This window comes from Sphingomonas sp. A2-49 (assembly GCF_025548555.1).
GTDB lineage: Bacteria > Pseudomonadota > Alphaproteobacteria > Sphingomonadales > Sphingomonadaceae > Sphingomonas.
The window spans coordinates 64,972-86,088 of the sequence record NZ_JAJLPA010000008.1; the positions used below are offsets into that span (position 1 = coordinate 64,972).

At 71.3% G+C, this 21,117-nt stretch carries 24 protein-coding genes; 15 read left to right on the forward strand and 9 right to left on the reverse strand.

From position 1 onward, the window contains the following. Positions 1 to 6: 6 nt before the first annotated feature. Entirely contained in the window at positions 7 to 1,077 is a 1,071-nt protein-coding gene (locus LPN01_RS09210) for a DUF3667 domain-containing protein (RefSeq protein ID WP_262828087.1), read from the reverse strand. Between the two features lie 62 nt (positions 1,078 to 1,139). Here LPN01_RS09210 and LPN01_RS09215 point away from each other — a divergent pair, with 62 nt between their 5' ends. The 13 genes from LPN01_RS09215 to LPN01_RS09275 all read left to right on the forward strand — a co-directional run bounded on the left by LPN01_RS09215 (position 1,140) and on the right by LPN01_RS09275 (position 10,680). Continuing rightward, positions 1,140 to 2,414 carry a glutamate-5-semialdehyde dehydrogenase gene (locus LPN01_RS09215; RefSeq protein ID WP_262828151.1) on the forward strand — a complete coding sequence of 425 codons (1,275 nt, stop codon included), beginning with the start codon at positions 1,140 to 1,142 and terminating at the stop codon, positions 2,412 to 2,414. Positions 2,415 to 2,495: 81 nt separating this feature from the next. Beyond that, positions 2,496 to 2,711, forward strand: a complete 216-nt coding sequence (locus LPN01_RS09220; protein WP_262828088.1) for a hypothetical protein — start codon at positions 2,496 to 2,498, stop codon at positions 2,709 to 2,711. After that, the gene (locus LPN01_RS09225) at positions 2,702 to 2,986 is read left to right on the forward strand and encodes a type II toxin-antitoxin system RelE/ParE family toxin (protein WP_262828089.1); all 285 of its coding nucleotides are present in this window, start codon (positions 2,702 to 2,704) and stop codon (positions 2,984 to 2,986) included. Before LPN01_RS09220 ends, LPN01_RS09225 begins: the two co-directional genes overlap by 10 nt. Further along, entirely contained in the window at positions 2,983 to 3,591 is a 609-nt protein-coding gene (locus LPN01_RS09230; protein WP_262828090.1) for a nicotinate-nucleotide adenylyltransferase, read from the forward strand. Before LPN01_RS09225 ends, LPN01_RS09230 begins: the two co-directional genes overlap by 4 nt. Before the next feature lie 71 nt (positions 3,592 to 3,662). Beyond that, positions 3,663 to 4,004, forward strand: a complete 342-nt coding sequence (rsfS, locus tag LPN01_RS09235; RefSeq protein WP_262828091.1) for a ribosome silencing factor — start codon at positions 3,663 to 3,665, stop codon at positions 4,002 to 4,004. Position 4,005: 1 nt separating this feature from the next. Beyond that, positions 4,006 to 4,428, forward strand: coding sequence for a 23S rRNA (pseudouridine(1915)-N(3))-methyltransferase RlmH (locus LPN01_RS09240; RefSeq protein ID WP_262828152.1), 423 nt, complete (start codon positions 4,006 to 4,008; stop codon positions 4,426 to 4,428). Position 4,429: 1 nt separating this feature from the next. After that, complete coding sequence (locus LPN01_RS09245) at positions 4,430 to 5,641, forward strand: murein hydrolase activator EnvC family protein (RefSeq protein WP_262828092.1); 1,212 nt, start codon at positions 4,430 to 4,432, stop codon at positions 5,639 to 5,641. 103 nt (positions 5,642 to 5,744) lie between these two features. Continuing rightward, positions 5,745 to 7,094 carry a S41 family peptidase gene (locus LPN01_RS09250; protein ID WP_262828093.1) on the forward strand — a complete coding sequence of 450 codons (1,350 nt, stop codon included), beginning with the start codon at positions 5,745 to 5,747 and terminating at the stop codon, positions 7,092 to 7,094. Further along, the gene (locus tag LPN01_RS09255) at positions 7,091 to 7,585 is read left to right on the forward strand and encodes a disulfide bond formation protein B (RefSeq protein WP_262828094.1); all 495 of its coding nucleotides are present in this window, start codon (positions 7,091 to 7,093) and stop codon (positions 7,583 to 7,585) included. Before LPN01_RS09250 ends, LPN01_RS09255 begins: the two co-directional genes overlap by 4 nt. Next, positions 7,582 to 8,133, forward strand: a complete 552-nt coding sequence (locus LPN01_RS09260) for a demethoxyubiquinone hydroxylase family protein (RefSeq protein WP_262828095.1) — start codon at positions 7,582 to 7,584, stop codon at positions 8,131 to 8,133. The genes LPN01_RS09255 and LPN01_RS09260 overlap by 4 nt, the downstream gene beginning before the upstream one ends. 13 nt (positions 8,134 to 8,146) lie before the next feature. Then, entirely contained in the window at positions 8,147 to 8,671 is a 525-nt protein-coding gene (locus tag LPN01_RS09265; RefSeq protein ID WP_262828096.1) for a hypothetical protein, read from the forward strand. Between the two features lie 90 nt (positions 8,672 to 8,761). Continuing rightward, the gene (locus tag LPN01_RS09270) at positions 8,762 to 9,274 is read left to right on the forward strand and encodes a hypothetical protein (protein WP_262828097.1); all 513 of its coding nucleotides are present in this window, start codon (positions 8,762 to 8,764) and stop codon (positions 9,272 to 9,274) included. 5 nt (positions 9,275 to 9,279) lie between these two features. Continuing rightward, complete coding sequence (locus tag LPN01_RS09275) at positions 9,280 to 10,680, forward strand: glycosyltransferase family 39 protein (protein ID WP_262828098.1); 1,401 nt, start codon at positions 9,280 to 9,282, stop codon at positions 10,678 to 10,680. A gap of 4 nt (positions 10,681 to 10,684) precedes the next feature. Here the strand turns inward: LPN01_RS09275 and LPN01_RS09280 are convergent, their stop codons facing one another. Beyond that, positions 10,685 to 11,323 (reverse strand): DedA family protein, encoded by a 639-nt coding sequence (locus LPN01_RS09280; RefSeq protein ID WP_262828099.1) that lies wholly within the window; start codon positions 11,321 to 11,323, stop codon positions 10,685 to 10,687. Between the two features lie 74 nt (positions 11,324 to 11,397). On the opposite strand from LPN01_RS09280, the gene LPN01_RS09285 reads away from it, so the two are divergent. Further along, on the forward strand, positions 11,398 to 12,192 hold the full coding sequence (locus LPN01_RS09285; RefSeq protein WP_262828100.1) for an aldo/keto reductase: 795 nt from the start codon (positions 11,398 to 11,400) through the stop codon (positions 12,190 to 12,192). Between the two features lie 25 nt (positions 12,193 to 12,217). Here the strand turns inward: LPN01_RS09285 and LPN01_RS09290 are convergent, their stop codons facing one another. From LPN01_RS09290 to LPN01_RS09300, 3 genes are all read right to left on the reverse strand, one after another. Beyond that, on the reverse strand, positions 12,218 to 13,609 hold the full coding sequence (locus LPN01_RS09290; RefSeq protein ID WP_262828101.1) for a UdgX family uracil-DNA binding protein: 1,392 nt from the start codon (positions 13,607 to 13,609) through the stop codon (positions 12,218 to 12,220). 20 nt (positions 13,610 to 13,629) lie between these two features. Further along, positions 13,630 to 14,115, reverse strand: coding sequence for a hemerythrin domain-containing protein (locus LPN01_RS09295; protein ID WP_262828102.1), 486 nt, complete (start codon positions 14,113 to 14,115; stop codon positions 13,630 to 13,632). A 61-nt stretch (positions 14,116 to 14,176) separates the two neighbouring features. Beyond that, the gene (locus LPN01_RS09300; protein ID WP_262828103.1) at positions 14,177 to 15,424 is read right to left on the reverse strand and encodes a putative DNA modification/repair radical SAM protein; all 1,248 of its coding nucleotides are present in this window, start codon (positions 15,422 to 15,424) and stop codon (positions 14,177 to 14,179) included. Positions 15,425 to 15,560: 136 nt separating this feature from the next. Between LPN01_RS09300 and LPN01_RS09305 the strand changes: the two genes are divergently transcribed. Then, on the forward strand, positions 15,561 to 15,734 hold the full coding sequence (locus LPN01_RS09305) for a hypothetical protein (protein WP_262828104.1): 174 nt from the start codon (positions 15,561 to 15,563) through the stop codon (positions 15,732 to 15,734). Positions 15,735 to 15,747: 13 nt separating this feature from the next. On the opposite strand, the gene LPN01_RS09310 is transcribed toward LPN01_RS09305, so the two are convergent. Genes LPN01_RS09310 through LPN01_RS09325 form a run of 4 tightly spaced genes read right to left on the reverse strand, consistent with a single transcriptional unit; the run spans position 15,748 to position 21,116 of the window. Beyond that, entirely contained in the window at positions 15,748 to 19,134 is a 3,387-nt protein-coding gene (locus tag LPN01_RS09310; protein WP_262828105.1) for a chromosome segregation SMC family protein, read from the reverse strand. Positions 19,135 to 19,177: 43 nt separating this feature from the next. Then, positions 19,178 to 19,903 carry a DsbA family protein gene (locus tag LPN01_RS09315; protein ID WP_262828106.1) on the reverse strand — a complete coding sequence of 242 codons (726 nt, stop codon included), beginning with the start codon at positions 19,901 to 19,903 and terminating at the stop codon, positions 19,178 to 19,180. A gap of 14 nt (positions 19,904 to 19,917) precedes the next feature. Next, on the reverse strand, positions 19,918 to 20,601 hold the full coding sequence (locus LPN01_RS09320) for a DsbA family protein (RefSeq protein ID WP_262828107.1): 684 nt from the start codon (positions 20,599 to 20,601) through the stop codon (positions 19,918 to 19,920). A gap of 2 nt (positions 20,602 to 20,603) precedes the next feature. Then, on the reverse strand, positions 20,604 to 21,116 hold the full coding sequence (locus LPN01_RS09325) for a DUF721 domain-containing protein (protein ID WP_262828108.1): 513 nt from the start codon (positions 21,114 to 21,116) through the stop codon (positions 20,604 to 20,606). Position 21,117 lies beyond the last annotated feature (1 nt).

Consider the following 21,117-nt stretch of genomic DNA (forward strand, 5'->3'; position numbering starts at 1 on the left):
CCCGGGTCAGTCGGTCAGGCCGTGGACCGTCAGCAGGATGAAGAACGCGAGCAGCGCCGCCCAGGCGAACACCAGCAACGCCACGGTCCGCCACAGCGCGGAGCGTTTGCGCAGCGAATAGGCGCCGCGCAACTGCCGGAACATGTGCACCGGCGGCAGCAGGAACACCGCGAGCACGATCCAGCCGCTGCCGATCCCGGCCACGCCGAGCAGGCTGAGCGCGATGACCATCAGCATCATGAAGGCGAGGCTGTAGGTCACGAAGATCGCATGGTCGTACAGGCCGAACCGGCGCCGCCACAGGAACAGCAGCGCCACGAACGGGGTCGAGATCGGGATCAGCAGCCAGCTGTACTTATACGCGCTCGATTGCAGCTTGTAGAGCGCCAGCCCGGGGTTCTTGTTCGCTTTCTCGATGCCGTGATCGAGCGCGGGCCATCCGGTCTTCGCGTCGGTCAGCTTGAATTCGTCGCCGCTCGTGTCGCCGGCCTGCGTCCGCTTCAGGGCCTCGACCGCGGTGCGCAGGTCGGCGATGTCGCGGTCGGCCTCCTGCGTCGGCTTGCCGCGCGCGGCCAAGTCGGCGCGATGCGCGACGGCGACGTCGAGCGCTTTCTGCGCCTGGTCCGCGCCGCGCGCGAAGCCGACGATCTTGCTGCTCATCCGCTCGGGCGAAAATGCCTCGGCGATGTCGCCGCCCAGCGCGCTGATGGTCGCGAACATGAGGAAGACGGTGAACAGGAACAGCGCCAGCGGCGAGACGAAGCGGGCGCGCTCCCCCGCGACATAGCGCCGGGTCAGGTCGCCCGGTCGCCATACCAACATCGGCAGCGTCCGCCAGATCTTGCCCTCGAAATGGAATACGCCGTGCGCGATCTCATGCCCGATCGCGCCGACCGAGCGGTGGACGTGCGCACCCTGGCCGCACGCGTGGCAATGCGCGCCGATCAGCCGCGTCCCGCAATTGAGGCACAGGCCGCCGTGCGCATGCCCGCCGCCTTCCCCCGCATGCGGCTCCACCGTGCGGGCGGCGAGCGCCCCCGTGATGAAGTCCGCTGCTGCTGTGATATCCCCCGACATGGCACCATGCCTAGCAAGCCCGGGATCGTGGCGCGAGGGGGCTCGTCGTGCTAACCTTCGGCATGGCCGATGCTGAGAATCCGACACATTTGATCGCCGACATGGCCCGCCGCGCCCGGATCGCGGCGCGCACGCTCGCCGCGTTGCCGACCGCGACCAAGGCCGCCGGGCTCCACGCCGGGGCCGCGGCGCTGCGGGCGGCCGAGTCCGCGATCCTCGCGGCGAACGCGCGCGACATGACGGCCGGGGCGGGGTGCGGGCTGGCGGCGGCGATGCTCGACCGGCTGCGGCTCGACGGGGCCCGCGTCGCCGCGATGGCGGCCGGGGTCGATGCGGTGGCCGCGCTCGCCGATCCGGTCGGGCGGACGATCGACCGGAGCGAACGGCCGAACGGCCTGCGGCTGGCCCGCGTACGGGTGCCGATCGGCGTGATCGGCATCATCTATGAATCGCGCCCCAACGTCACCGCCGACGCGGCGGCTTTGTGCGTGATGGCGGGCAATGCCGCGATCCTGCGCGGCGGGTCGGAGGCGGTGCACAGCAACCGCGCGATCCACACCGCGCTGGTCGCGGGCTTCACGGCGGCGGGGCTGCCCGCGGACGCGGTGCAGCTGGTGCCGACGACCGACCGTGCCGCGGTCGGTGCCATGCTGGTGGCGGACGGCAGCGCGGGCGGCGCCATCGACCTGATCGTGCCACGCGGCGGCAAGAGCCTCGTCGCGCGGGTACAGGCGGAGGCGCGGGTACCGGTGCTCGCGCATCTCGACGGGATCAACCACGTCTATGTCGACGCCTCCGCCGATGCGGGCATGGCGCGGGCGATCGTGATCGATGCCAAGATGCGCCGTACCGGCATCTGTGGCGCGATGGAGACGCTGCTGATCGACCGCGATTTCGCCGCGCCGGCCGATCTGGTCACGGCCTTGCGCGACGCGGGGTGCGAGGTGCGCGGCGATCCGGCGGAGGCGTCGATCGGTCCGATCGTCGTGCCCGCGACCGCGGCGGACTGGGACACCGAATATCTCGACGCGATCGCCTCGGTCGCGCTGGTCGACGGCGTCGACGGCGCGATGGCGCATATCGCGCGGCACGGCTCGCACCACACCGATGCGATCGTCGCCGATGACGCGGCGGTGGCGGAACGGTTCCTCGCGGGGGTCGATTCGGCGATCGTGCTGTGGAACGCCTCGACCCAGTTCGCCGACGGCGGCGAATTCGGGCTGGGGGCGGAGATCGGGATCGCGACCGGCCGCCTGCACGCCCGCGGGCCGGTCGCGCTGGAGGGGCTGACGACCTACAAATGGGTCGGTCGCGGGACGGGGCAGGTGCGCGGTTGAGTTGAGAAGCGGTCCGCTTGCGCCTATACTCCGCTCATGGCGAGCCTGTATCCCATTCATACCGAACTCGATGCCGAAACGATGGCGATCGTCGATCGGGTCGCTCGGCGGCGCGGGATGAGCAGCCAGGCATTCGCGGCGGAGGCGATCCGGCGTGCGGCGGAGAGTGACGACGACTTCGACGCGTTCATCCAGGCCGGCGTGGACGCGCTGGATCGGGGCGAGGGTATCGCACATGACCAGGTGATGGCGGAACTCGACGGGATGATCGCCAAGCATCGGGCACGATGCGGATAATCTGGTCGCCGCCGGCGCTGGACGATCTGCGTGGTATCGACGACTGGCTGACGCGGGAGGCCACGCCGGACTTCGCGGTCCGGACGCTGGTGACGATCCGCCACCGTGTCCGGATCCTCGAAAATTTTCCGCGCGCCGGTCGCCCGATCGAGCGCGACCATCGCATCCTTCGCGTCTACGGCACGCCGTATCTGATCCGGTACAGGATCGCCGATCCGGTCGCGGAAATCGTTCGTATCCATCACGAGCGCGAAAACTGGCAACTCGATTCATGACCCCCACCGGCCTGCTCGGCGGTTCGTTCAATCCGGCGCATCGCGGGCATCGCGGGATCACGCTGGCGGCGATCCGCGCGCTCGACCTGGACGAGGCGTGGTGGCTGGTGTCGCCGGGCAATCCGCTGAAAAGCGGCGCGCGCGACATGGCGCCGCTGGCCGCGCGGCTCGCCTCGGCGCGGGCGATGGCGCGGCGGGCGCCGATCCGCGCGACCGCGATCGAGGCGCGGATGCACACCCGCTACACGTTCGACACGCTGCGCGCGCTGCGCCGCCGATACCCGCGTCGGCAGTTCGTCTGGCTGATGGGGGCGGACAATCTGGCGCAGTTCCACCGCTGGCGCGGGTGGCGCGATATCGCGCGCACGATGCCGATTGCGGTGATCGCGCGTCCGGGGTATGAGCGACAGGCCCGCGCGAGTGTCGCGATGGGTTGGCTGCGACGCTTCCAACGGCCCGCAAGCCATGCGAAGCATTGGACGACGTGGAGTTTGCCGGCACTCGTGCTGTTGCGCTTCCGCCCCGACCCGACCTCCGCGACCGCGGCCCGAGCGGCCGATCCCGACTGGCACCGGCACGTCGCCGTTCCAGCAACCCAGGAGTGACCTTGGCGAGTAACCCACAAGCCGTGCGACCGGCCGACCCGGCCGAAGTCGAGGCTTTGCATCGGCTCATCATGGCGTCGCTCGACGACGACCAGGCCGAGGAGGTCATCACGATCCCGCTCGCCGGCAAATCGTCGATCGCCGATCACATGGTGATCGCAAGCGGACGGTCGACGCGTCAGGTCGCGTCGATGGCGCACAAGCTGGCCGAGAAGATCAAGGCGGAATTCGGCCGCAGCGTCCGGATCGAGGGCCTGCAGACCGCCGACTGGGTGCTGATCGACGCGAACGACGTCATCGTCCACCTGTTCCGGCCCGAGGTCCGCACCTTCTACAACCTGGAACGGATGTGGCAGTTCGGCGATACCGTGTCGTCGTCGCTGAAGCCGCTGCCGCCCGCTACCGAGGCCTGACATCCTCCTCCACATCGTCGCGCGCGGGCGGATCGGGCGTTCGCCCGAGGGCGAACTCGTCGACCGCTATCTGAAGCGGATCGGCTGGCCGACGCGCGTCACCGAACTGCCCGATACCGGCGGCAAGCCGCCAGCGCTCGACGGGCAGACGATCCGCGTGATGCTCGATGAAAAGGGCGAGGTGCTGGGATCGGTCGACTTCGCGCGCCGGCTGGAACGCTGGCGCGACACCGGCACGCGCGAGGTGCGGTTCCTGATCGGGGCCGCGGACGGCTTCGGCGACGCCGAGCGGGCGGAGGCGGACCTGCTGCTGTCGTTCGGTCGCGCGACCTGGCCGCACATGCTGGCGCGCGCGATGCTGGCCGAGCAGCTGTTCCGCGCGACGGCGATCCTCGCGGGCCATCCCTATCATCGGGAAGGGTGAGATGACCGCAATCGCGTCCCCGCCTTTCGCCGCAGCGCCCCGCCGACGGGAACGACGGACGGCCCTGCTGGTCGTCGCGGCGCTCGCCCTGACGCTCCCCCCCGCACAGGGGCAGACGCTCCCCGATCAGCGCCAGCGCCTCGTCAGTGCCAAGCGCGCCGCCGCGCTCGCCGGCCGACGTGCCGCCGATCTCGCGCGCCGCGCCGCGGCCGAACGCGATGCCGCGGACAAGGCGCGCGCGGAGGAAGCCGCGCTCGCGGCGCGGGTGACGGCGGCCGAGGCCAATCTTGCCGCGGCGCAGGCGCGCCAGGCGATCGTCGCGCGGCTGCTCGCCGACCAGCGGGCGACGCTGGGCCGGGCGCAGGCGCCGGTCGCACGGCTGCTGGCTGCGCTGACCGCGCTCGCCCGCCGCCCGACGATCGTGGCGATCGCGCAACCCGGTTCGGTGGACGACCTCGTCCACGTCCGTGCGGTCCTCGGCGGCACGCTGCCGGTCGTCCATGCGCGGACGCAGGCGGTGCGCGACGCGATCGCGCGCAGCCGCACGCTCCAGGCCGATGCGCGGCTCGCCGCCGCGGCACTGCGCGACGGGCGGGCGCGGCTGGAGGCGGACCGCACCGCGCTCGCCCGCCTGGAGGCGACGCACCGCCGCCGCGCGCAGGCACTGGGGCGCGGCGCGATGAGCGAATCGGACCGCGCGCTGGCGCTCGGCGAACGTGCCCGCGATCTCGTCGATTCGCTCGACGAGCGCGATATCGCGCAGGCGACCGCCGCCGATCTCGGCCGCCTCCCGGGCCCGTCGCCGCGGCCGCTGGCGCCCGGCGCGACGATGCCGCCGCCGCCGCTGCGGGGCGCCTATCGCCTGCCGGTGCGCGGTCGCCTCGTCACCGGGCTCGACGAACTGTCCGATGCGGGCATCCGGTCGCGCGGGCTGACCTTTGCGGTCGCGGCGGACGCGCCGGTGGTCGCCCCCGCCGCGGGCCGGGTGCGCTACGCGCGCGTGTTCCGCGGCTTCGGCACGATCGTCATCCTCGATCACGGCGACGGCTGGACCAGCCTCGTCACCGGCCTTGCGACCGCCGACGTCGCGGCGGGGCAGCGGATCGCCGCCGGGACGCCGATCGGCCGGGCGGGGACGGGCGACGATCCGCGCGTCACGGTCGAACTGCGTCGTCGCGGCCGGCCGATGGACATCGCCGCGCTGCTCGGCTGAACCGGCGGACGCGTGCGTCAGCGCGCGTTCAGCGTCGGTGCGCTTTGCTGTTCCCCGAGAATAGAGCTAAACGTACCGGGTTTTCCCGCCTTCAGGATGTTCGATGGCCCGTCCGCTGCTTACCGCGACCGCAATCCTCGGCTCGCTGTCCCTGATCCCGCTCGCGACGGAGGCGATGGCGGCGGTGGATACCGACACCTATCGCGAATTCGACCAGTTCCTCGACGTGTTCAACCGGATCAAGGCGGATTACGTCGATAAGGTCGACGACCAGAAGCTCATCAAGGGCGCGATCGCGGGCATGCTGGCGAGCCTCGATCCGCATTCCAGCTATGTCGACGCGCTCGACTACGACAATCTGCGCATCCAGACCGAGGGCAATTACGGCGGCCTCGGCCTGACCGTCCAGATGGAGGACGGCGCGGTCAAGGTGGTGGCGCCGCAGGAGGATACGCCCGCCTGGCGCGCCGGCGTCAAGTCGGGCGACTATATCACGCACATCGACGGCAAGCTGATCTATGGCGAGACGCTGGACGAGGCGATCGGGCTGATGCGCGGCAAGCCGGGCACCAAGATCAGCCTGACATTGGTGCGCCCCGGCCAGGACAAGCCGGTCGAGGTGACGATGAACCGCGAAATCATCGTCCAGAAGCCGGTGAAGTGGGAGGTGCGCGGCCAGGTCGGCTATATCAACATCAACACCTTCTCCGAAAGCACGGGCGCGGACACGCGCGCCGCGATCATGGCGATCGACAAGAGCCTGGGGCACCGCCCGCTCGGCTATGTCGTCGACCTGCGCGACAACGGCGGTGGCCTGTTGACGCAGGCGATCGCGGTCAGCGACGCGTTCCTCGACCATGGCGAGATCGTGTCGCAGCGCGGCCGCGAAAAGAGCGACATCGAACGCTATTTCGCCAAGTCCGGCGACGACGCGCACGGCCTGCCGGTGGTCGTTCTGACCAACCCCGGCACCGCGTCTGCATCCGAGATCGTCGCCGGCGCATTGCAGGACCATCACCGCGCGCTGGTGATGGGCGAACGCAGCTTCGGCAAGGGATCAGTACAGACCCTGCTCCAGCTCGGCCCGCAGACCGCGCTGCGCCTGACCACGGCGCGCTATTACACGCCGTCGGGGCGCAGCGTGCAGGAAGGCGGGATCGAACCCGACATCCGCGTGCCGCAGATCAGCGATCCCGACTTCAAGACGCGCCCGGTGTTCCGCGAGGCCGACCTGCGCCGCCACCTCATCAACGAGGTGAAGGCCGACAACAAGGTGCTCGAGGAGGACGTCAAGGACGATCCCCGCTTCGCGATGACCGCGGAGCAGCTGAAGAAACAGGGCATCGACGACTTCCAGCTCTATTATGCGCTGAAGACCGTCGCGCGATTGGGCGGGCCGGTACAGGTCGCCGCCGCGACCCGGCCGGTGCCGTCGGCGACGAAGCCCAAGTGAGCCGTCCGCTGACCCCGCCGCAGCGGCGCGCGCGGCTGATCGCGTTGCTGCTCCCCGCCGCGCTGCTCGCCGGCGCCTGGGGATCGCAGCTGATCGGCCACCTGTATCCGTGCGAAATGTGCCATTGGCAGCGCTGGCCGCATTATGCGGCGCTGGGCATCGCGGCGCTCGCCTTCGTCGTCCCGCAGCGCAGCGTCCAAAAGATGCTGGTGATCGTCGCGGCGCTGCTGATCGCCGTGTCCGGCGCGATCGGCGTCGCGCATGCGGGGGTCGAATACCATTGGTGGAACGGCTTCACCGCCTGCACCCAGACGGTCGACCTGCGCGGGCTGGGGCCGGAGGCGCGCCTCGATGCGCTGATGAAGGCGCCGGTGGTGCGCTGCGACGTCGCGCAATGGACCTTCGCGGGAATTTCGCTCGCGGGGTTCAACGCGATCCTGTCATTGGGCGGCGCGATCACCATCTTGTGGCTGATGAGGAGAGCGCGATGACCCCGCAGGCTGCACCCCGCTGGCGCCCCGGCGACCGGCGCGAACCCGTCCCGGCGATGATCCGCGTCGACCAGGCGGGCGAATATGGCGCGACGCGGATTTACGCTGGCCAGCTCGCCGTGTTCGGCGACCGACATCCGGCGAGCCGGGCGATCCATCACATGGCGGCGCAGGAGGAACGCCATCGCGCCTTCTTCGATGCGCTGATCGTCGAACGCGGCGTGCGGCCGACGCTGTTCCAGCCCTTCTGGGACAAGGCGGGCTTCGCGCTAGGCGCGATCACCGCGGCGATCGGCCCCAATGCCGCGATGGCCTGCACGGCGGCGGTGGAGACCGAGATCGACATGCATTACCAGGAACAGCGCGATGCGCTGGGCGACAGCGACCCGCAATTGTCGGACGCCATCGCCGATTTCCAGGCGGAAGAGCTGGAGCACCGCGACCATGCGCTGGCCAACGGCGCGGAGAATGCGGTCGGCTATCCGATGCTGAGCGGCCTGATCCGGTTCGGCTGCAAGGTCGCGATCGCCGCCGCGAAGAGGATTTGAGAGAGGAATGCCGATGCGCGCACTCATCGCTACCGGGCTGTTGCTGACGGCGGGACCCGCGCTGGCCCAGACCACGGGGGCCCAGACCACCACGGTCCAGACCACGACCGCGCGGGCCGCGACGCCGCAGGCATCGGCCACGGCTCAGCCGGCGCTGCCCGGCGCGGCCAAGCCGGTCGTCATCGCCGCTCCCGGCGAGGTCGCCCGCCGCGCGCCGGTCAACGGCGTGCTCGTCCTCTATGGCAACGAACGCTGCCCGACCAACACCGACGGTGCCGAGATCGTCATTTGCGAACGCCGCAGCGCGCGCGAACAATTTCGCGTTCCCAAGGAGCTGCGCGAATTCCAGGTGACGCCGCAGAACGAGAGCTGGGCGGCGCGTGCGCAGGGCACGCTCGACGCGGGCGTCGGCGCCAACAGTACCGGCAGTTGCTCGACCGTGGGTGCGAGCGGCCAGACCGGTTGCTTCCTCCAGAACGCCCGCGCCGCGCGCAAGGAAAACCAGGCCCGCAAGATCGAGGAAGCACGCGTCCCCTGAGCCGGCGCCGGCCGCGGGCGCGGTTCGACGCCCTTGCCTCTCGCGTCGCAGGCGATACCCTGTCCTTACGGGTAACCGGGGGGACACGGCGTGGCGACGATCATCGATACCGGCGCCGTTCGGGCGAGCCCGCAGGCGCCCGACACGTTCGAGCGGGTGCTCGCGGCCGGGGCGGTCGTGCTGCTGGCCGCGGTGTTCGCCGCGCTGGTGCGGGGGCATGCGCAATGGGGCACGGTACCCGGCATCGTCTGGGCCCACATCGCCACCATCCTCGTGGCGCTCGCGCTGACCCCCGTTCTCCTGCTCGGCCGCCGCGGCGGTCGCCGCCACCGGTGGCTCGGCCGCATCTGGGCCGCGGCGATGCTGCTCACCGCGGCGCTGTCGTTCGGCATCCACCTGGGCAACCCCGGCGGGTTCAGCGTCATCCACATCCTGTCCGCCTGGGTGCTGATCCAGGCGCCGCTGCTCTGGCATAGCGCCCGCACGCACCGGGTCGCGCGCCATCGCCGCCACGTCCGCGGGCTGGTGACCGGCGCGCTGCTCGTCGCCGGCGCGTTCACCTTTCCCTTCGACCGGCTGCTCGGCCGCTGGCTGTTCGGCTGAACCCGATGCGCCGCGTGCGTATCGTGCTGTTCGCGCTGGTCTGGTTCAGCTGCGTCTGGTTCGGATCGTGGGAGCTCAACGCCAATACCGCGACGCGTCTGTTCGCGGCGATCAGCCTCGTCGAGGACGGCGACGCGACGATCGACGAATTCGCGCCGCTGACGATCGACAAGGCGATGTTCGACGGCCACGTCTTCCTCGACAAGGCGCCGGGCATGACGCTGATGGCGCTGCCCGCGGTGCGGATCGCCGATGCGTCGACGGGGGAGCGCGCCGCCACGTTCGGCGCCGCGCCCGCCGGACCGGCGTTCGAACGCTACCTGCGGCTGCGGACGCGGCTCGCGGTGGCGACCGGGCCCGCGCTGTTGACCGCGCTCGCCGCGGTGCTGCTGTTCGACATGGCGCAGGGAATCAGCGGCAGCGCCGCCGCGGGCCTGTTCGCCGCGCTCGGCTATGCGCTGGGCACGCCGGTCTGGGGCTGGTCGACGACGCTGCTCGGCCATGCCGTCGTCGCGGATTGCTACGCCGTCGCGCTGTGGGCGGTGTGGCGGGGCACGCGCGACCCGGCCGGGGGAACCGGCCATGCGCTGCTCGCCGGCGCGAGCCTCGGCTGGGCGGTCGTCGTCGAATATCAGGCGGTGCTGGCCGGCGCGGCAATCGCGATCTGGGCGGTCTGGCGCGCGTGGCCCCGGCCGGACCGCTGGCGGCTGATCGCGGCGGCCTGCGTCGCCGGATGCGTCGCGCTGCTGCCGCTCGGGATCTACAACGTGATCGCGTTCGGAACGCCGTTCCGCGTCGGCTATTCGGGCGTCGTCGGGTGGGAGGGCATGCACCAGGGGCTGTTCGGGCTCGGCGTGCCGCGGCTGCGCGTGCTCCAGTCGATCCTGTTCAGCTTCCGGCTGGGGCTGATCTGGGTCGCGCCGGTGCTCGCGCTGGCGCCGCTCGGCCTCTGGTACTGGGCGCGGCGCCGCAAGACCCGCGACATCGCGCTGGCGGCGGCGGTCGCGGCGCTGATCGTGCTGCTGGTCAACGCCGCCTATGTCTATTGGGACGGCGGCAACACGACCGGGCCCCGCTTCGCCATCCCCGCGGTCGCGCCAATGGCGCTGGGCCTCGCCGCGGAATGGATGCGCTCCCCCGGCCGCGGCGAACGGTGGGTGATGGCGGCGGTATTGATGCTGTCGATCGCGATCAACGCCGCGATCGCGGCGGCCGACATCTTCGCGCCCCCGGTCACCGCCTTTCCGGTGTGGCAGTGGGTGATCGCCGGCAATTTCGCGCACGGCTTCCTGCGCACGGTCCCCAGCGAATGGTTCGGCTGGAGCGCCTGGGCCGGCTTCGCCTGGTGGATGGCGCTGGCCCTGCCGGCGATGGCGTGGCTGGCGCGGGCGGTCCGGCGGGGCTGACGCCTTACGGCTGAGGGGGGCGCTTCAGGCCGCGGACGCGGTGCCAGATGTAGAAGGCGACGAGCGCGACGAGGACGATGCCGATCAGCAGGTCGGCGCGGTGGAACGCGGCCTTCACGCGGGGGTCGCTGTCCCACGTGTCGCCGAGCTTCATGCCGACCCAGGCGAGGCCGAAGCACCACGGCCAGCTGCCGAGGAAGGTGTAGACGTGGAACGGCACCAGCCGCATCCGGGCGACCCCGGCCGGGAAGGCGATGAAGCTGCGGATCACCGGCAGCAGCCGCCCGATCAGGACGGCGAGGCTGCCCCAGCGCGCGAAGAAGCGGTCGGCGGCGTCGAGCTCGCCCGGCCCGATCAGCAGGTAGCGGCCCCAGCGTTCCGCCACCGGTCGCCCGCCGCGCTTGCCGATCTCATAGGCGACGATCGATCCCAGGTTGCATCCGATCGCGCCCGCGGTCGCGGCGAGGTACAGGTCGAAGCGCCCGGTCGATACCAGATAGCCCGCGAACGGCATGATGATCTCCGACGGCAGCGGGATGCACGCGCTCTCGATCGCCATCAGGATCGCGATGCCGACATAGCCGCCGCTGGAGATCACCCAGATGGTGAAGGTGGCGAGGACGCCCAGGATCTTTTCGAACATGGCGCCGGGACTTGGCGGATCGCCGCAAGGAAGGGAAGGGGGAACCCGCACGGCGCCTGCGCGCTTGGAGCGGCATGACAGACCTTACGCTCAACGACGGCCGCACCATCCCGCAACTGGGGCTGGGCACGTGGAAGCTTCCCGATGCGCAGGCACCCGCGGTCGTGCGCCGCGCGCTCGACACCGGCTATCGCCTGATCGACACCGCCGCGATCTATCGCAACGAGCGCGGCGTCGGCGAGGGCGTGCAGGCGACCGATGCCTTCGTCACGACGAAGCTGTGGAACGATCGCCAGGGCGATCCCGCCGCGGCGCTCGACGAAAGTCTCGCGCTGCTCGGGCTCGACGCCGTGGACCTGTACCTGATCCACTGGCCCGCGCCGGGGCAGGGCCAGTATGTCGACGCGTGGAAGGCGCTGGTCGACCTGCGTGCCGCCGGCAAGGCGCGATCGATCGGCGTGTCTAACTTCCTGCCGCAGCATCTCGACGCGATCGTCGACGCGACGGGGGTGGTGCCGGTGGTCAACCAGATCGAGCTGCATCCGCGCCACCAGCGCCGCGACGAACGCGCCTATCACGAAAGGCACGGCATCGTGACGCAGTCGTGGAGCCCGCTGGGTCAGGGCGGCGACCTGTTGCGCGATCCCGCCATCGTTCGCGTGGCGGACCGGCACGGCCGGTCGGCGGCACAGGTGGTGATCGCCTGGCATCTGGCGCACGGTTTCTCGGTGATCCCGAAGGCCGCGGACCCTGAGCACATGAGCGACAATTTCGCCGCGCTCGACCTGACGCTGGACGCGGACGACATCGCGGCGATCGATGCGCTGGAAACGGGCGAGCGGATGGGCGAGGACGCGCTGGCGATGTGACCCGGCGCGGCCGGCGGGGAGCGGGCTACGCCAGCGCCGCCTTCGCCAGCCTCAGGTCCTCGACGAAGCGCGCGAATTCGTCCCGCTTCTGCGCCTCGTCCGGCAGGCGCAGAAGGTAGCTCGGGTGGACGGTGATCCATGCCTCGCCACCGTCGGGCAGGCGGATCGGCCGGCCCCGCTCGCGCCCGATCGTGACCGTACGCCCCAGCAGCGATCGCGCCGCGGTCGCCCCCAGCGCCACCGTCACCTGGGGGCGGACCAGCATGCGCTCCTGATCGATCCACCAGCGGCAGGCGTCGATCTCGCCGGTATCCGGCTTTGCATGGATGCGGCGCTTGCCGCGCGGCTCGAACTTGAAATGCTTGACGGCGTTGGTGACGTAGACGCGCGTGCGATCGATATCGGCGGCGGCGATCGCGCGATCGAACACCTGCCCCGCCGGCCCGACGAAGGGCTTGCCGGCAAGATCCTCCTGATCGCCGGGCTGTTCGCCGACGAACATCATCGCCGCATCGACCGGCCCTTCGCCGAACACCGTCTGCGTCGCCGGCCTGTACAGCGGGCACCGCGTGCAGGACGCCGCCTCGTCGCGCAGCGCCGTCCACGCAGCCTCGGCGTTGCCCCCCATGCTCGTCCGCGCCGTCTCGATCATCCCGCTTTCCCGTGCCTGCGCGCCCGCGATCAATTGCCCGACCAGCGCGGTTTCGGGCATGTTCTTCCAGTATTTGCGCGGCATTTCCTTCAGCATCGCGCCGATCTTGACGCGCGCGGGGTTGAAGATGCTGGCGTAATAGGTCTTCCACACCTCTTCGGTCGGGTCGCCGTCGGGCGCGTCCGCGTTGCTGGCGCCGGGCCCCTCCGACAGCGCCTTGCCATCCCAGTGCAGCGATACCTCCGGCGTCAGGATCGACCAGCGCATCGACGCGAAGCGATTGACGAAGAAGGCGGCATTGGCGCGCACGATATGGTGTTCGGGTTCGAACCAGGCGACGAAGCGGGCGACGCCGTCGTCGTCCTGCACCTCGCGGAAGCGCAGGAAGGCGCGCATCTTGTGGATGTCGCGGCGCACGGTCTTGGCGATCACCTCCAGCCGGCGGATCAGCGGATCGGCCTGATCCTCCATCAGCCTGGGTTCGGTGCGCAGGCGGCAGAGCGCGGTGTAGAGCAGCGCGAACCGCTCCGGCTCCGCCGCCATCGCGACGCTGCGCGCGAGATCGATGAACGCGCGCGGCACCGACAGCGCGCCGGCGGACGGCGCCGGCGGCGGCATGTCCGGCGCCGCGGCGAACAGGTCGACGGGGGTGTCGCCGACCTGCCAGACCACGTCCTCCGGAGGCACCTGTTCGGCGGCGAGCGCGCGCGCGGCGTCGCGCCACGCGTCGAAATCGTCCGCCGCGGGAAGCGTCGCTACGCGCATCGGTGCCGCCGCACGGTCATCTAGTCGCGCTCGTCGCCACCCGGCGGATTGGCCTTCGCCAGCGCCAGTTCCTCGGGCTTGCGCTCCTCGTAGATCAAGGCGAGCTCGCTTTCCGTGGCGCTATCGAGTTCCTCCGCGGCGGCGGGGAACATCTCCTCCTCCTCCTCGGTGATGTGATGCTCGTAGCGGCGGCGCATGTGGAAGAAGGATTCGCTCCAGGCGTCCGATCCGAATTCGACGTCCGCCATCTCGCCGAGCAGGTCGTCGACCTCCTTGTGCTCGCTCACCGAATGACGCGCGTCGTCGCGCAGCGCGGGATCGCGCAGCATCGTCGCATAGAGCGATTCCTCCTCGGCGGCGGCGTGGCTCTGGATCTCCAGCCGGAACGCCTCGAACAGCGTCTTGCGTTCGTCGCTCGCGCCCTGCATCTCGGCAAGCTGTCGCAGCATGTCCCGTTGCTTGTCGTGGTCCCGTTTCAGGTCCGCGTAAATCTGTGCCAGCGCCATGTCGGTCTCCTTCGCCCGCTCAACCGGCGAGCGCGCCCGTCGTTTCACCTGTGAATCATTCTCACGCGGCGAACAGCTCGAACTGCTGCGCCCTGGGTGCGACGAGCGGGCGCAGTTCGGCGCGATCGGCGAGCATGACCGGGCGCCAATCCTCGGTGACGATGAACGGGCGCACCTTGTTGACGCTGACGGTCAGCCGCGCGACATCGTCGAGCCGCAGCCGTCGCCATTTCCGGCTGGCGACGATCCGGTCGACCGCCTTCACCCCCAGCCCCGGCACGCGCAATAGCATCTCGCGCGGCGCGCGGTTGACGTCGACCGGGAAATTGCCGCGGAACTTGAGCGCCCAGGCGAGCTTGGGATCGATGTCGAGCGGCAGCATGCCCGTCGCGTCGTCCGCCGCGGCGACGACCTCGTGCGGGCTGTAATCGTAGAAGCGCATCAGCCAGTCCGACTGGTAGAGGCGATGCTCGCGCATCAGCGGCGGACGCTGCAACGGCAGCACGGTGCTGGCGTCGGGAATCGGGCTGAACGCGCTGTAATAGACGCGGCGCAGGCCGAACCGGTCGTAGAGGGTCGAGGCGCGCGTGACGATCTCTCCGTCCGTCGCCGCGTCGGCGCCTACGATCATCTGCGTCGACTGGCCCGCCGGCGCGAACCGGGGGGCGGACTTGTACTTCTTTCGCGCGTCGCCGTTGTCGGCGATCGACGTCTTGACGTCCTTCATCGCGCTCTCGATCCGCGTGCCGTCCTTTTCCGGGGCCAGCCGCTTCAGCCCGCTGACCGTCGGCAGCTCGACGTTGATCGACACGCGGTCGGCGTAGAGGCCCGCCTGATGCACCAGTTCGGGATCGGCGTCGGGAATCGTCTTGAGGTGAATGTATCCGCGGAAATGGTGATCCTCGCGCAATGCGCGCGCCACTTCGACCATCTGTTCCATCGTATAGTTCGACGATTTGATGATCCCGGACGAAAGGAACAGCCCCTCGATATAATTGCGCTTGTAGAAGGCGATCGTCAGCTTGACGACCTCGTCCGCGGTGAAGCGCGCGCGGCGGACGTTGCTGCTCTTGCGGTTGATGCAATAATGGCAGTCGAAGATGCAGCTGTTGGTGAGCAGGATCTTGAGCAGGCTGATACAGCGGCCGTCGGGCGCATAGGCGTGGCAGATGCCCATGCCCTCGGTCGAACCCAGCCCCACGCCGTCGCGACTGTTGCGCTTGGCGGTGCCCGACGAGGCGCAGGACGCATCGTATTTGGCGGCATCGGCGAGGATCGCCAGCTTTTCACGCGTGTCGAGCTGGGCCATCCGTTCGATATACGTTCCGCAGGGGCGGGCGACAACCCCGGGACCGTGCAACACGATATTGATCGACCGCAACATGCGCGCAATGCGGCGGTGCCAGACCCGGTCGGGCAGGGGCCACAGCCGGAAGGACCATCCGATGGACCGCAACGAAACGCCCTATTTTTCCGATCGATCGTTCGTCGAGGCGATCCGGTCGATCCAGGCGGAGCATCCGGCCGCCGCGGCGGTGCATCAGGAGATGTGCCTGCTCTACACCGGGCGGGTGCTCGCCGACCTGTTGCGTCGGCGGGGCGCGGCACCGGACGACTGACCGGGCGGCGGCGTCATTCCGCCGCGACGAGCCGCGTCGCGCCGCCGAGGTCCACCGACACCAGCCGGCTCACCCCGCGTTCGACCATGGTGACGCCGAACAGGCGGTGCATGCGGCTCATCGTCACCGCATTGTGGGTGACGATCAGGTAACGCGTCGCCGTCTCGCGCGTCATCCGGTCGAGCAGGCCGCAGAATCGCTCGATATTGGCGTCGTCGAGCGGCGCGTCGACCTCGTCGAGGACGCAGATCGGCGCCGGGTTGGTCAGGAACAGCGCAAAGATCAGCGCGACCGCGGTCAGCGCCTGTTCGCCGCCGGACAGCAACGTCAGCGACTGAAGCCGCTTGCCGGGCGGCTGCGCCATGATCTCCAGCCCCGCCTCGAGCGGGTCGTCGGCGTCGACCAGCGCCAGATGCGCCGCGCCGCCGTCGAACAGCGTCGCGAACAGCCGGCGGAAATGGCCGTCGACCGCCTCGAACGCGGCGAGCAGGCGCTGGCGCCCTTCGCGGTTGAGCGTGCCGATCGATCCGCGCAACCGGTGGACCGCCTGTCCCAGCTCGTCGCGCTCGGTGGCATTGGTGCGGTTCGTCGCCTCCAGATCGGCGAGCTCCTGCGTCGCGACGAGGTTGACCGGTCCGATCCGCTCGCGCTCGGCGGCCAGGCGCTCGTGCGCGGCGGCTTCGTCGCTTGCGCCGCGGACCGTGTCGACCGCGAAGCCGAGCCGTTCGGGCAGCACCGGCGCGGGACAGGCGAAGCGCTCTCCCGACAGCCGGCCCATTTCCACGCGACGCAGCTCCTGATTCTCCAGCCGCGCGAGCGTGCCGGCGCGGGCCTCGCGCGCCTGCGACAGCGCCTCGACCGCATGGCGGTGCGCGTCCTCTCCGGCGCGCAACGCGGTTTCCGCCGCACGCTCGGCAGCGGCGGAGCGATCGGCATCGATGCGCGCGACGGCGTGCTCGCCCTCCAGCGCGGCGACCGCGGCGTCGAGCGCCGCGGGGCGGTCGACGACCTCCGCCGCGTCGCGCTCCAGCGCTGCATCGCGGCGATCGATGTCGGCGATGCGCCGCGCCGCTTCCCCCGCGCGGGCGCGCCAGCTCCGCATGTCCGCCTGGGCCGCGGCGAGCCGTTCGCGGTCGCGCTGTGCCCGCTGGTCGAGCGCGCCGCGTGCGGCACGCGCCTGCGCGACGGTGGTGCGGCAGCGATCCGCGGCCCGCGACAGCGCCGCGACCGCCGCCGCGCCGTCGCGACCGTCGGGCAGCGCGTCGCGGGTGGCGCGGGCCGCGGCCAGCTCCGCCTGCGCCTCGGCGCGTTCGCCCGCGATCCGGGCGGCCCGCGCGTCGAGGTCGGCGTGCTGGCCGGCGAAACGGTCGAGCGCCGCGGCGGCGCGGTCCTCGTCGCGCTCCGCCTCGCGACCGGCGGCGTCGGCCTGCGCGAGGGTGGCGCGCGCCGCCTGCGCGGCGGTGCGGGCGGTGGCGATCGCGCGCTCGGCCGCCGCCCGCACGCCGTCGGCCGTGTCGCGGGCGGCGACCGCTGCGGGACGTGCCGCGACGAGCGTCCGCAGCCGGTTGCGCCGTTCGAGCCGTTCGGCGGCGGCGGCACCGCTGCCGCGGGCGACGAGGCCGTCCCAACGGCGCAGCGCGCCGTCGCGGGTGACGAGCCGCTGCCCGACCGCCAGCGGCTGGCCGATGTCCGCCCCGACGAAGGTCTGCGCCAGCCGCCGGGCGAGCGCGTCGGGCGCGGCGACATGGCCGGACAGCGGCTCGGCATCCGCGGGTGCGGCGGGATCGCCGGCCTGCGGGGCGGCGCCCGTCCAGGCGGCGAGCGCCGTATCGAGATCGTCGCCGAGCGCGGCGGCGAGCGCGCGCTCATAGCCGGCCGCGGGATCGACATGGTCGAGCAGGCGGTCGCCACCGGCGTGCTGCGTCGCGCGGGTCAGCGCCGCGATCTCGCCTTCGATCGCGGCGAGTTCGGCGCGCGCGGCCGCCCGGTCGCTCTCCGCGGTGTCGCGGCCCGTGATCGCGGCGCGTTCGGCGGCATCTGCCTCCGCCAACGAAGCGCGTGCACCATCCGCGGCGGTGGCGGCGGCCCGGCGGCGCGCCGCCGCCGCATCGCGCGCGGCGGCCAGCGGTGCGGCCTCGCCGAGCGCGGCGAGCGCCTGCGCCACCTGTGCGGCGTCGCGTTCCGCCCGGTCGGCGCGCGTCCGTGCCGCGGCCAGGGCGGCATCGGCGACGCGGGCCTCGGCCGCCTCGCTCGCCTGCCGGCCGAGCCCCTGCGCCAGCGCCACCTCGGCATCGCGCGCCTGCCGTTCCGCCATCGCCAGCGTCGCGTCCAGCGCGGGTGCCTCGTCCGCGGCGGCACCGATCGCGCGGTCGAGCGCCTTGCCCTCGCCGGCGAGCCGGGCGAGCGCCTCGGCGGCATCGTTCGCCAGCGTGCCCTCGCGGGTGCGATCCTCCGCGATACGGCGGCGTGCCTCGGCGAGCTCGCCGACGCGGCGTGCGGCGGCGCTGCGTTCGGTGCGCAGCGCGGACAGGCGGTGCCCGGCCTCGCCCGCGCGGTCGCGCGCGGCGAGCGCGGCGGCGCGTTCGGTGGCGAGCGTCTCGACGGCATCCTGCCGGGCGGCGGCGGCGTCGCGTTCGGCGGCGGTGGCGGTGGCGACCAGCGCCCCGGCGGCGGTGGCCTCCGCCCGCGCGGCATCCACGGCGGCGGCGGCGTCGCGCCAGCGGGCGAAGATCATCCGCGCCTCCGCGACCCGGATCTGGTCCGACAGCGCGCGATAGCGTTCGGCGGCGCGCGCCTGCCGCCGCAGTGCCGCGGCGCGCAGGTCCTGGTCGGCGATCAGTTCGTCGAGCCGCGCCAGATTCGCCTCGGTCGCGCGCAATTTCTGTTCGGCGTCCTTGCGACGGACGTGGAGGCCGGCGATGCCCGCCGCCTCTTCCAGCATCGCGCGGCGTTCGGCGGGACGCGCGGCGATGACCGCGCCGATCCGGTTCTGGCTGACCAGCGCCGGGCTGTGCGCGCCCGTCGCCGCGTCGGCGAACAGCAGGCCGACGTCGCGCGCGCGCACGTCACGGCCGTCGATGCGATAGGCGCTGCCCGCACCGCGTTCGATCCGCCGCACCACCTCGCGCTCGTCGCCGTCGGCGCCGTCGAGCAGGATCGACACTTCGGCGAAATCGCGCGGCGGCCGCGTCGCGGTACCGGCGAAGATCACGTCCTCCATGCCCGCACCGCGCAGCGACTTCGCGCTGCTTTCGCCCATCGTCCAGCGCAGCGCCTCGAGCAAATTCGATTTGCCGCAGCCGTTGGGCCCGACGACCCCGGTCAGCCCCGGCTCGATGGCCAGGTCGGCGGGATCGACGAAGCTCTTGAACCCGGCGATGCGGAGCCGCTTGATCTGCACCGCGACGGGGTGCCGTGGATGGCGCCCCGTTGCAAGCGTGCGATCAGGCGCCGGCGGCCTTGAGCAGCGGTTCCAGCTGGCCCCAGCTCACCGCGTCCACCTTCTTGCCGTTGATGAGCAGCGTCGGCGTGCCGGCGACGGTGCCGTCGGCGCTCTTGTCCTGCGTCTGCTTGGTCCAGCGGTCGATCTGGCCCATGTCGCCCAGGCACTGGCGCGCCTTCGCCTCCGGGATGCCGCGCTGCTTGGCGAAATCGATCAGGCCCATCTGTTCGGCCATGACGCGGATCGCGTCGACCGGCTTGGCGGTCTGCAATTGCGTCTGGAGCACGGGCGGCATCGCCTGCAGCTTGGTGTTGAAGCCGTCCTGCGCCTGATACATCTGCTCCAGGATCGGGAAGAAGGCGGCGGTATCGGTGCAATTGCCGAGCAGCGCGGGCGGCAGGTCGGGCGCGCCATGGACCAGGAATTCGCGATATTCGAAGCTGACCTTGCCGGTCTTGACGTACCGGTCGAGCAGCGGCGCGAACGCCTCGCGCGCCAGCGCGCCGCAGGTCGGGCACAGGCGCGAGCCATATTCGACCAGCTTGATCGGTGCGTTCGGGTTGCCGACCACGGTGCCCTCGGCGGTTCGCGCGGCGACATCGGTCCAGCTCTGGCCGGCGGGTGCGGCGGTCGCGGCGACGGGGCTGGCGGCGGTGCCGGCGGCATCGGGTTTGGAACACGCCGTCAGCATCAGCGGCAGGGCGATCAGGGACGCGAGCATTTTCATCGGGTTACGCTCCATTACTTGGCGCCGTGCGCGCGCAGGACGGGTTCGAACTGGCTCCAGGTCATCGGCGCCTGGAGTTCGCCGTTCAGATAGAAGGTGGGCGTGCTGCGCACCTCGATCGGGGCATCGCCGGTCATCGCGGTGATCCGGGCGACCGCCGCCGTGTCGGCGAAACAGGCGTCGATCCGCGGCGGCGTCAGCCCGCGCGCGCGCATCGCCGCGGTCAGCCCGCCCGCGTCGGCGTACAGGCGTGCCTGCGCGACGATCGGCTTCTGGTCGATATCGGGATGCGCGCGCTGATAGGCGGCGACCTTGTCCAGCCACGTCGCCTGCGTCGCGAAGATCATCGCATGCGCAGCCGGAAAGCCGCGCGCGCCGGCGCACCGCGCCAGGATCGCCGCACCCAGATCGGCGGGATCGCGGATCAGGTGACGATATTCCAGGCTGACCCGCCCCGACCGGATCATCCCGTCCTTCAGCACCGGTGCGCTGTCGCGCGCGAAATCGGCGCAATGCGAACAGGTGTAGCTGCCATATTCGACCAGCTTCACCGGCGCGGCGGGGTTGCCGAGGACATAGGCGCCCTTTGCGGTCGGCCGCGCGACCTGGCTCCAGTCGGTCGCCGCGGCGGTGGCGAACGCGACGGGGGCGGCGACGAACGCCGCGAGCGTGGCGAACAGGGGCACAGGACGGGCCATCGTCATCCTATCTTGGGAAGGCCGCGGGTGGCGTGGACCCCCGCGGCGAGGGATTCGAGCACGGCGCGCAATTCGGGATCGACGATCGCCTTCAGTCCCTCGCCGATCTCCGGCGGCGCGGGCTTCAGCGACGGCGGCGCGGTGCGGGCCATCGGCTTCGCGACCTCGCCCTGCCGGATCGTCAGTCGCGCGACCGCGGCATAGCCGAAGAAGCGATTGACCCGCTCGACGATTTCGGGCGCGATATGCTGCATCATCGGCGCATGCGCGCCGCGCACGACGATGGTCAGCACCCCGTCCGCCTTCCTGCCGGGCGGGAAGCGGAGCGATTCGGGATTGGAAGCGGCGGCCCAGCGCTCGCCGACGATTTCGGGCCAGCGGGTCACGAGCGCGCTCTGCACGAAGCCGAACCGCTTGAACGCGGCGCCGTGGATCGCGGGCATCAGTTCGCTGACCGCGCGGGCACGGTTCTGGCGGGGGGCTTCGAAAGGGGGGGCGCCGGCGCGCTTGCTCATT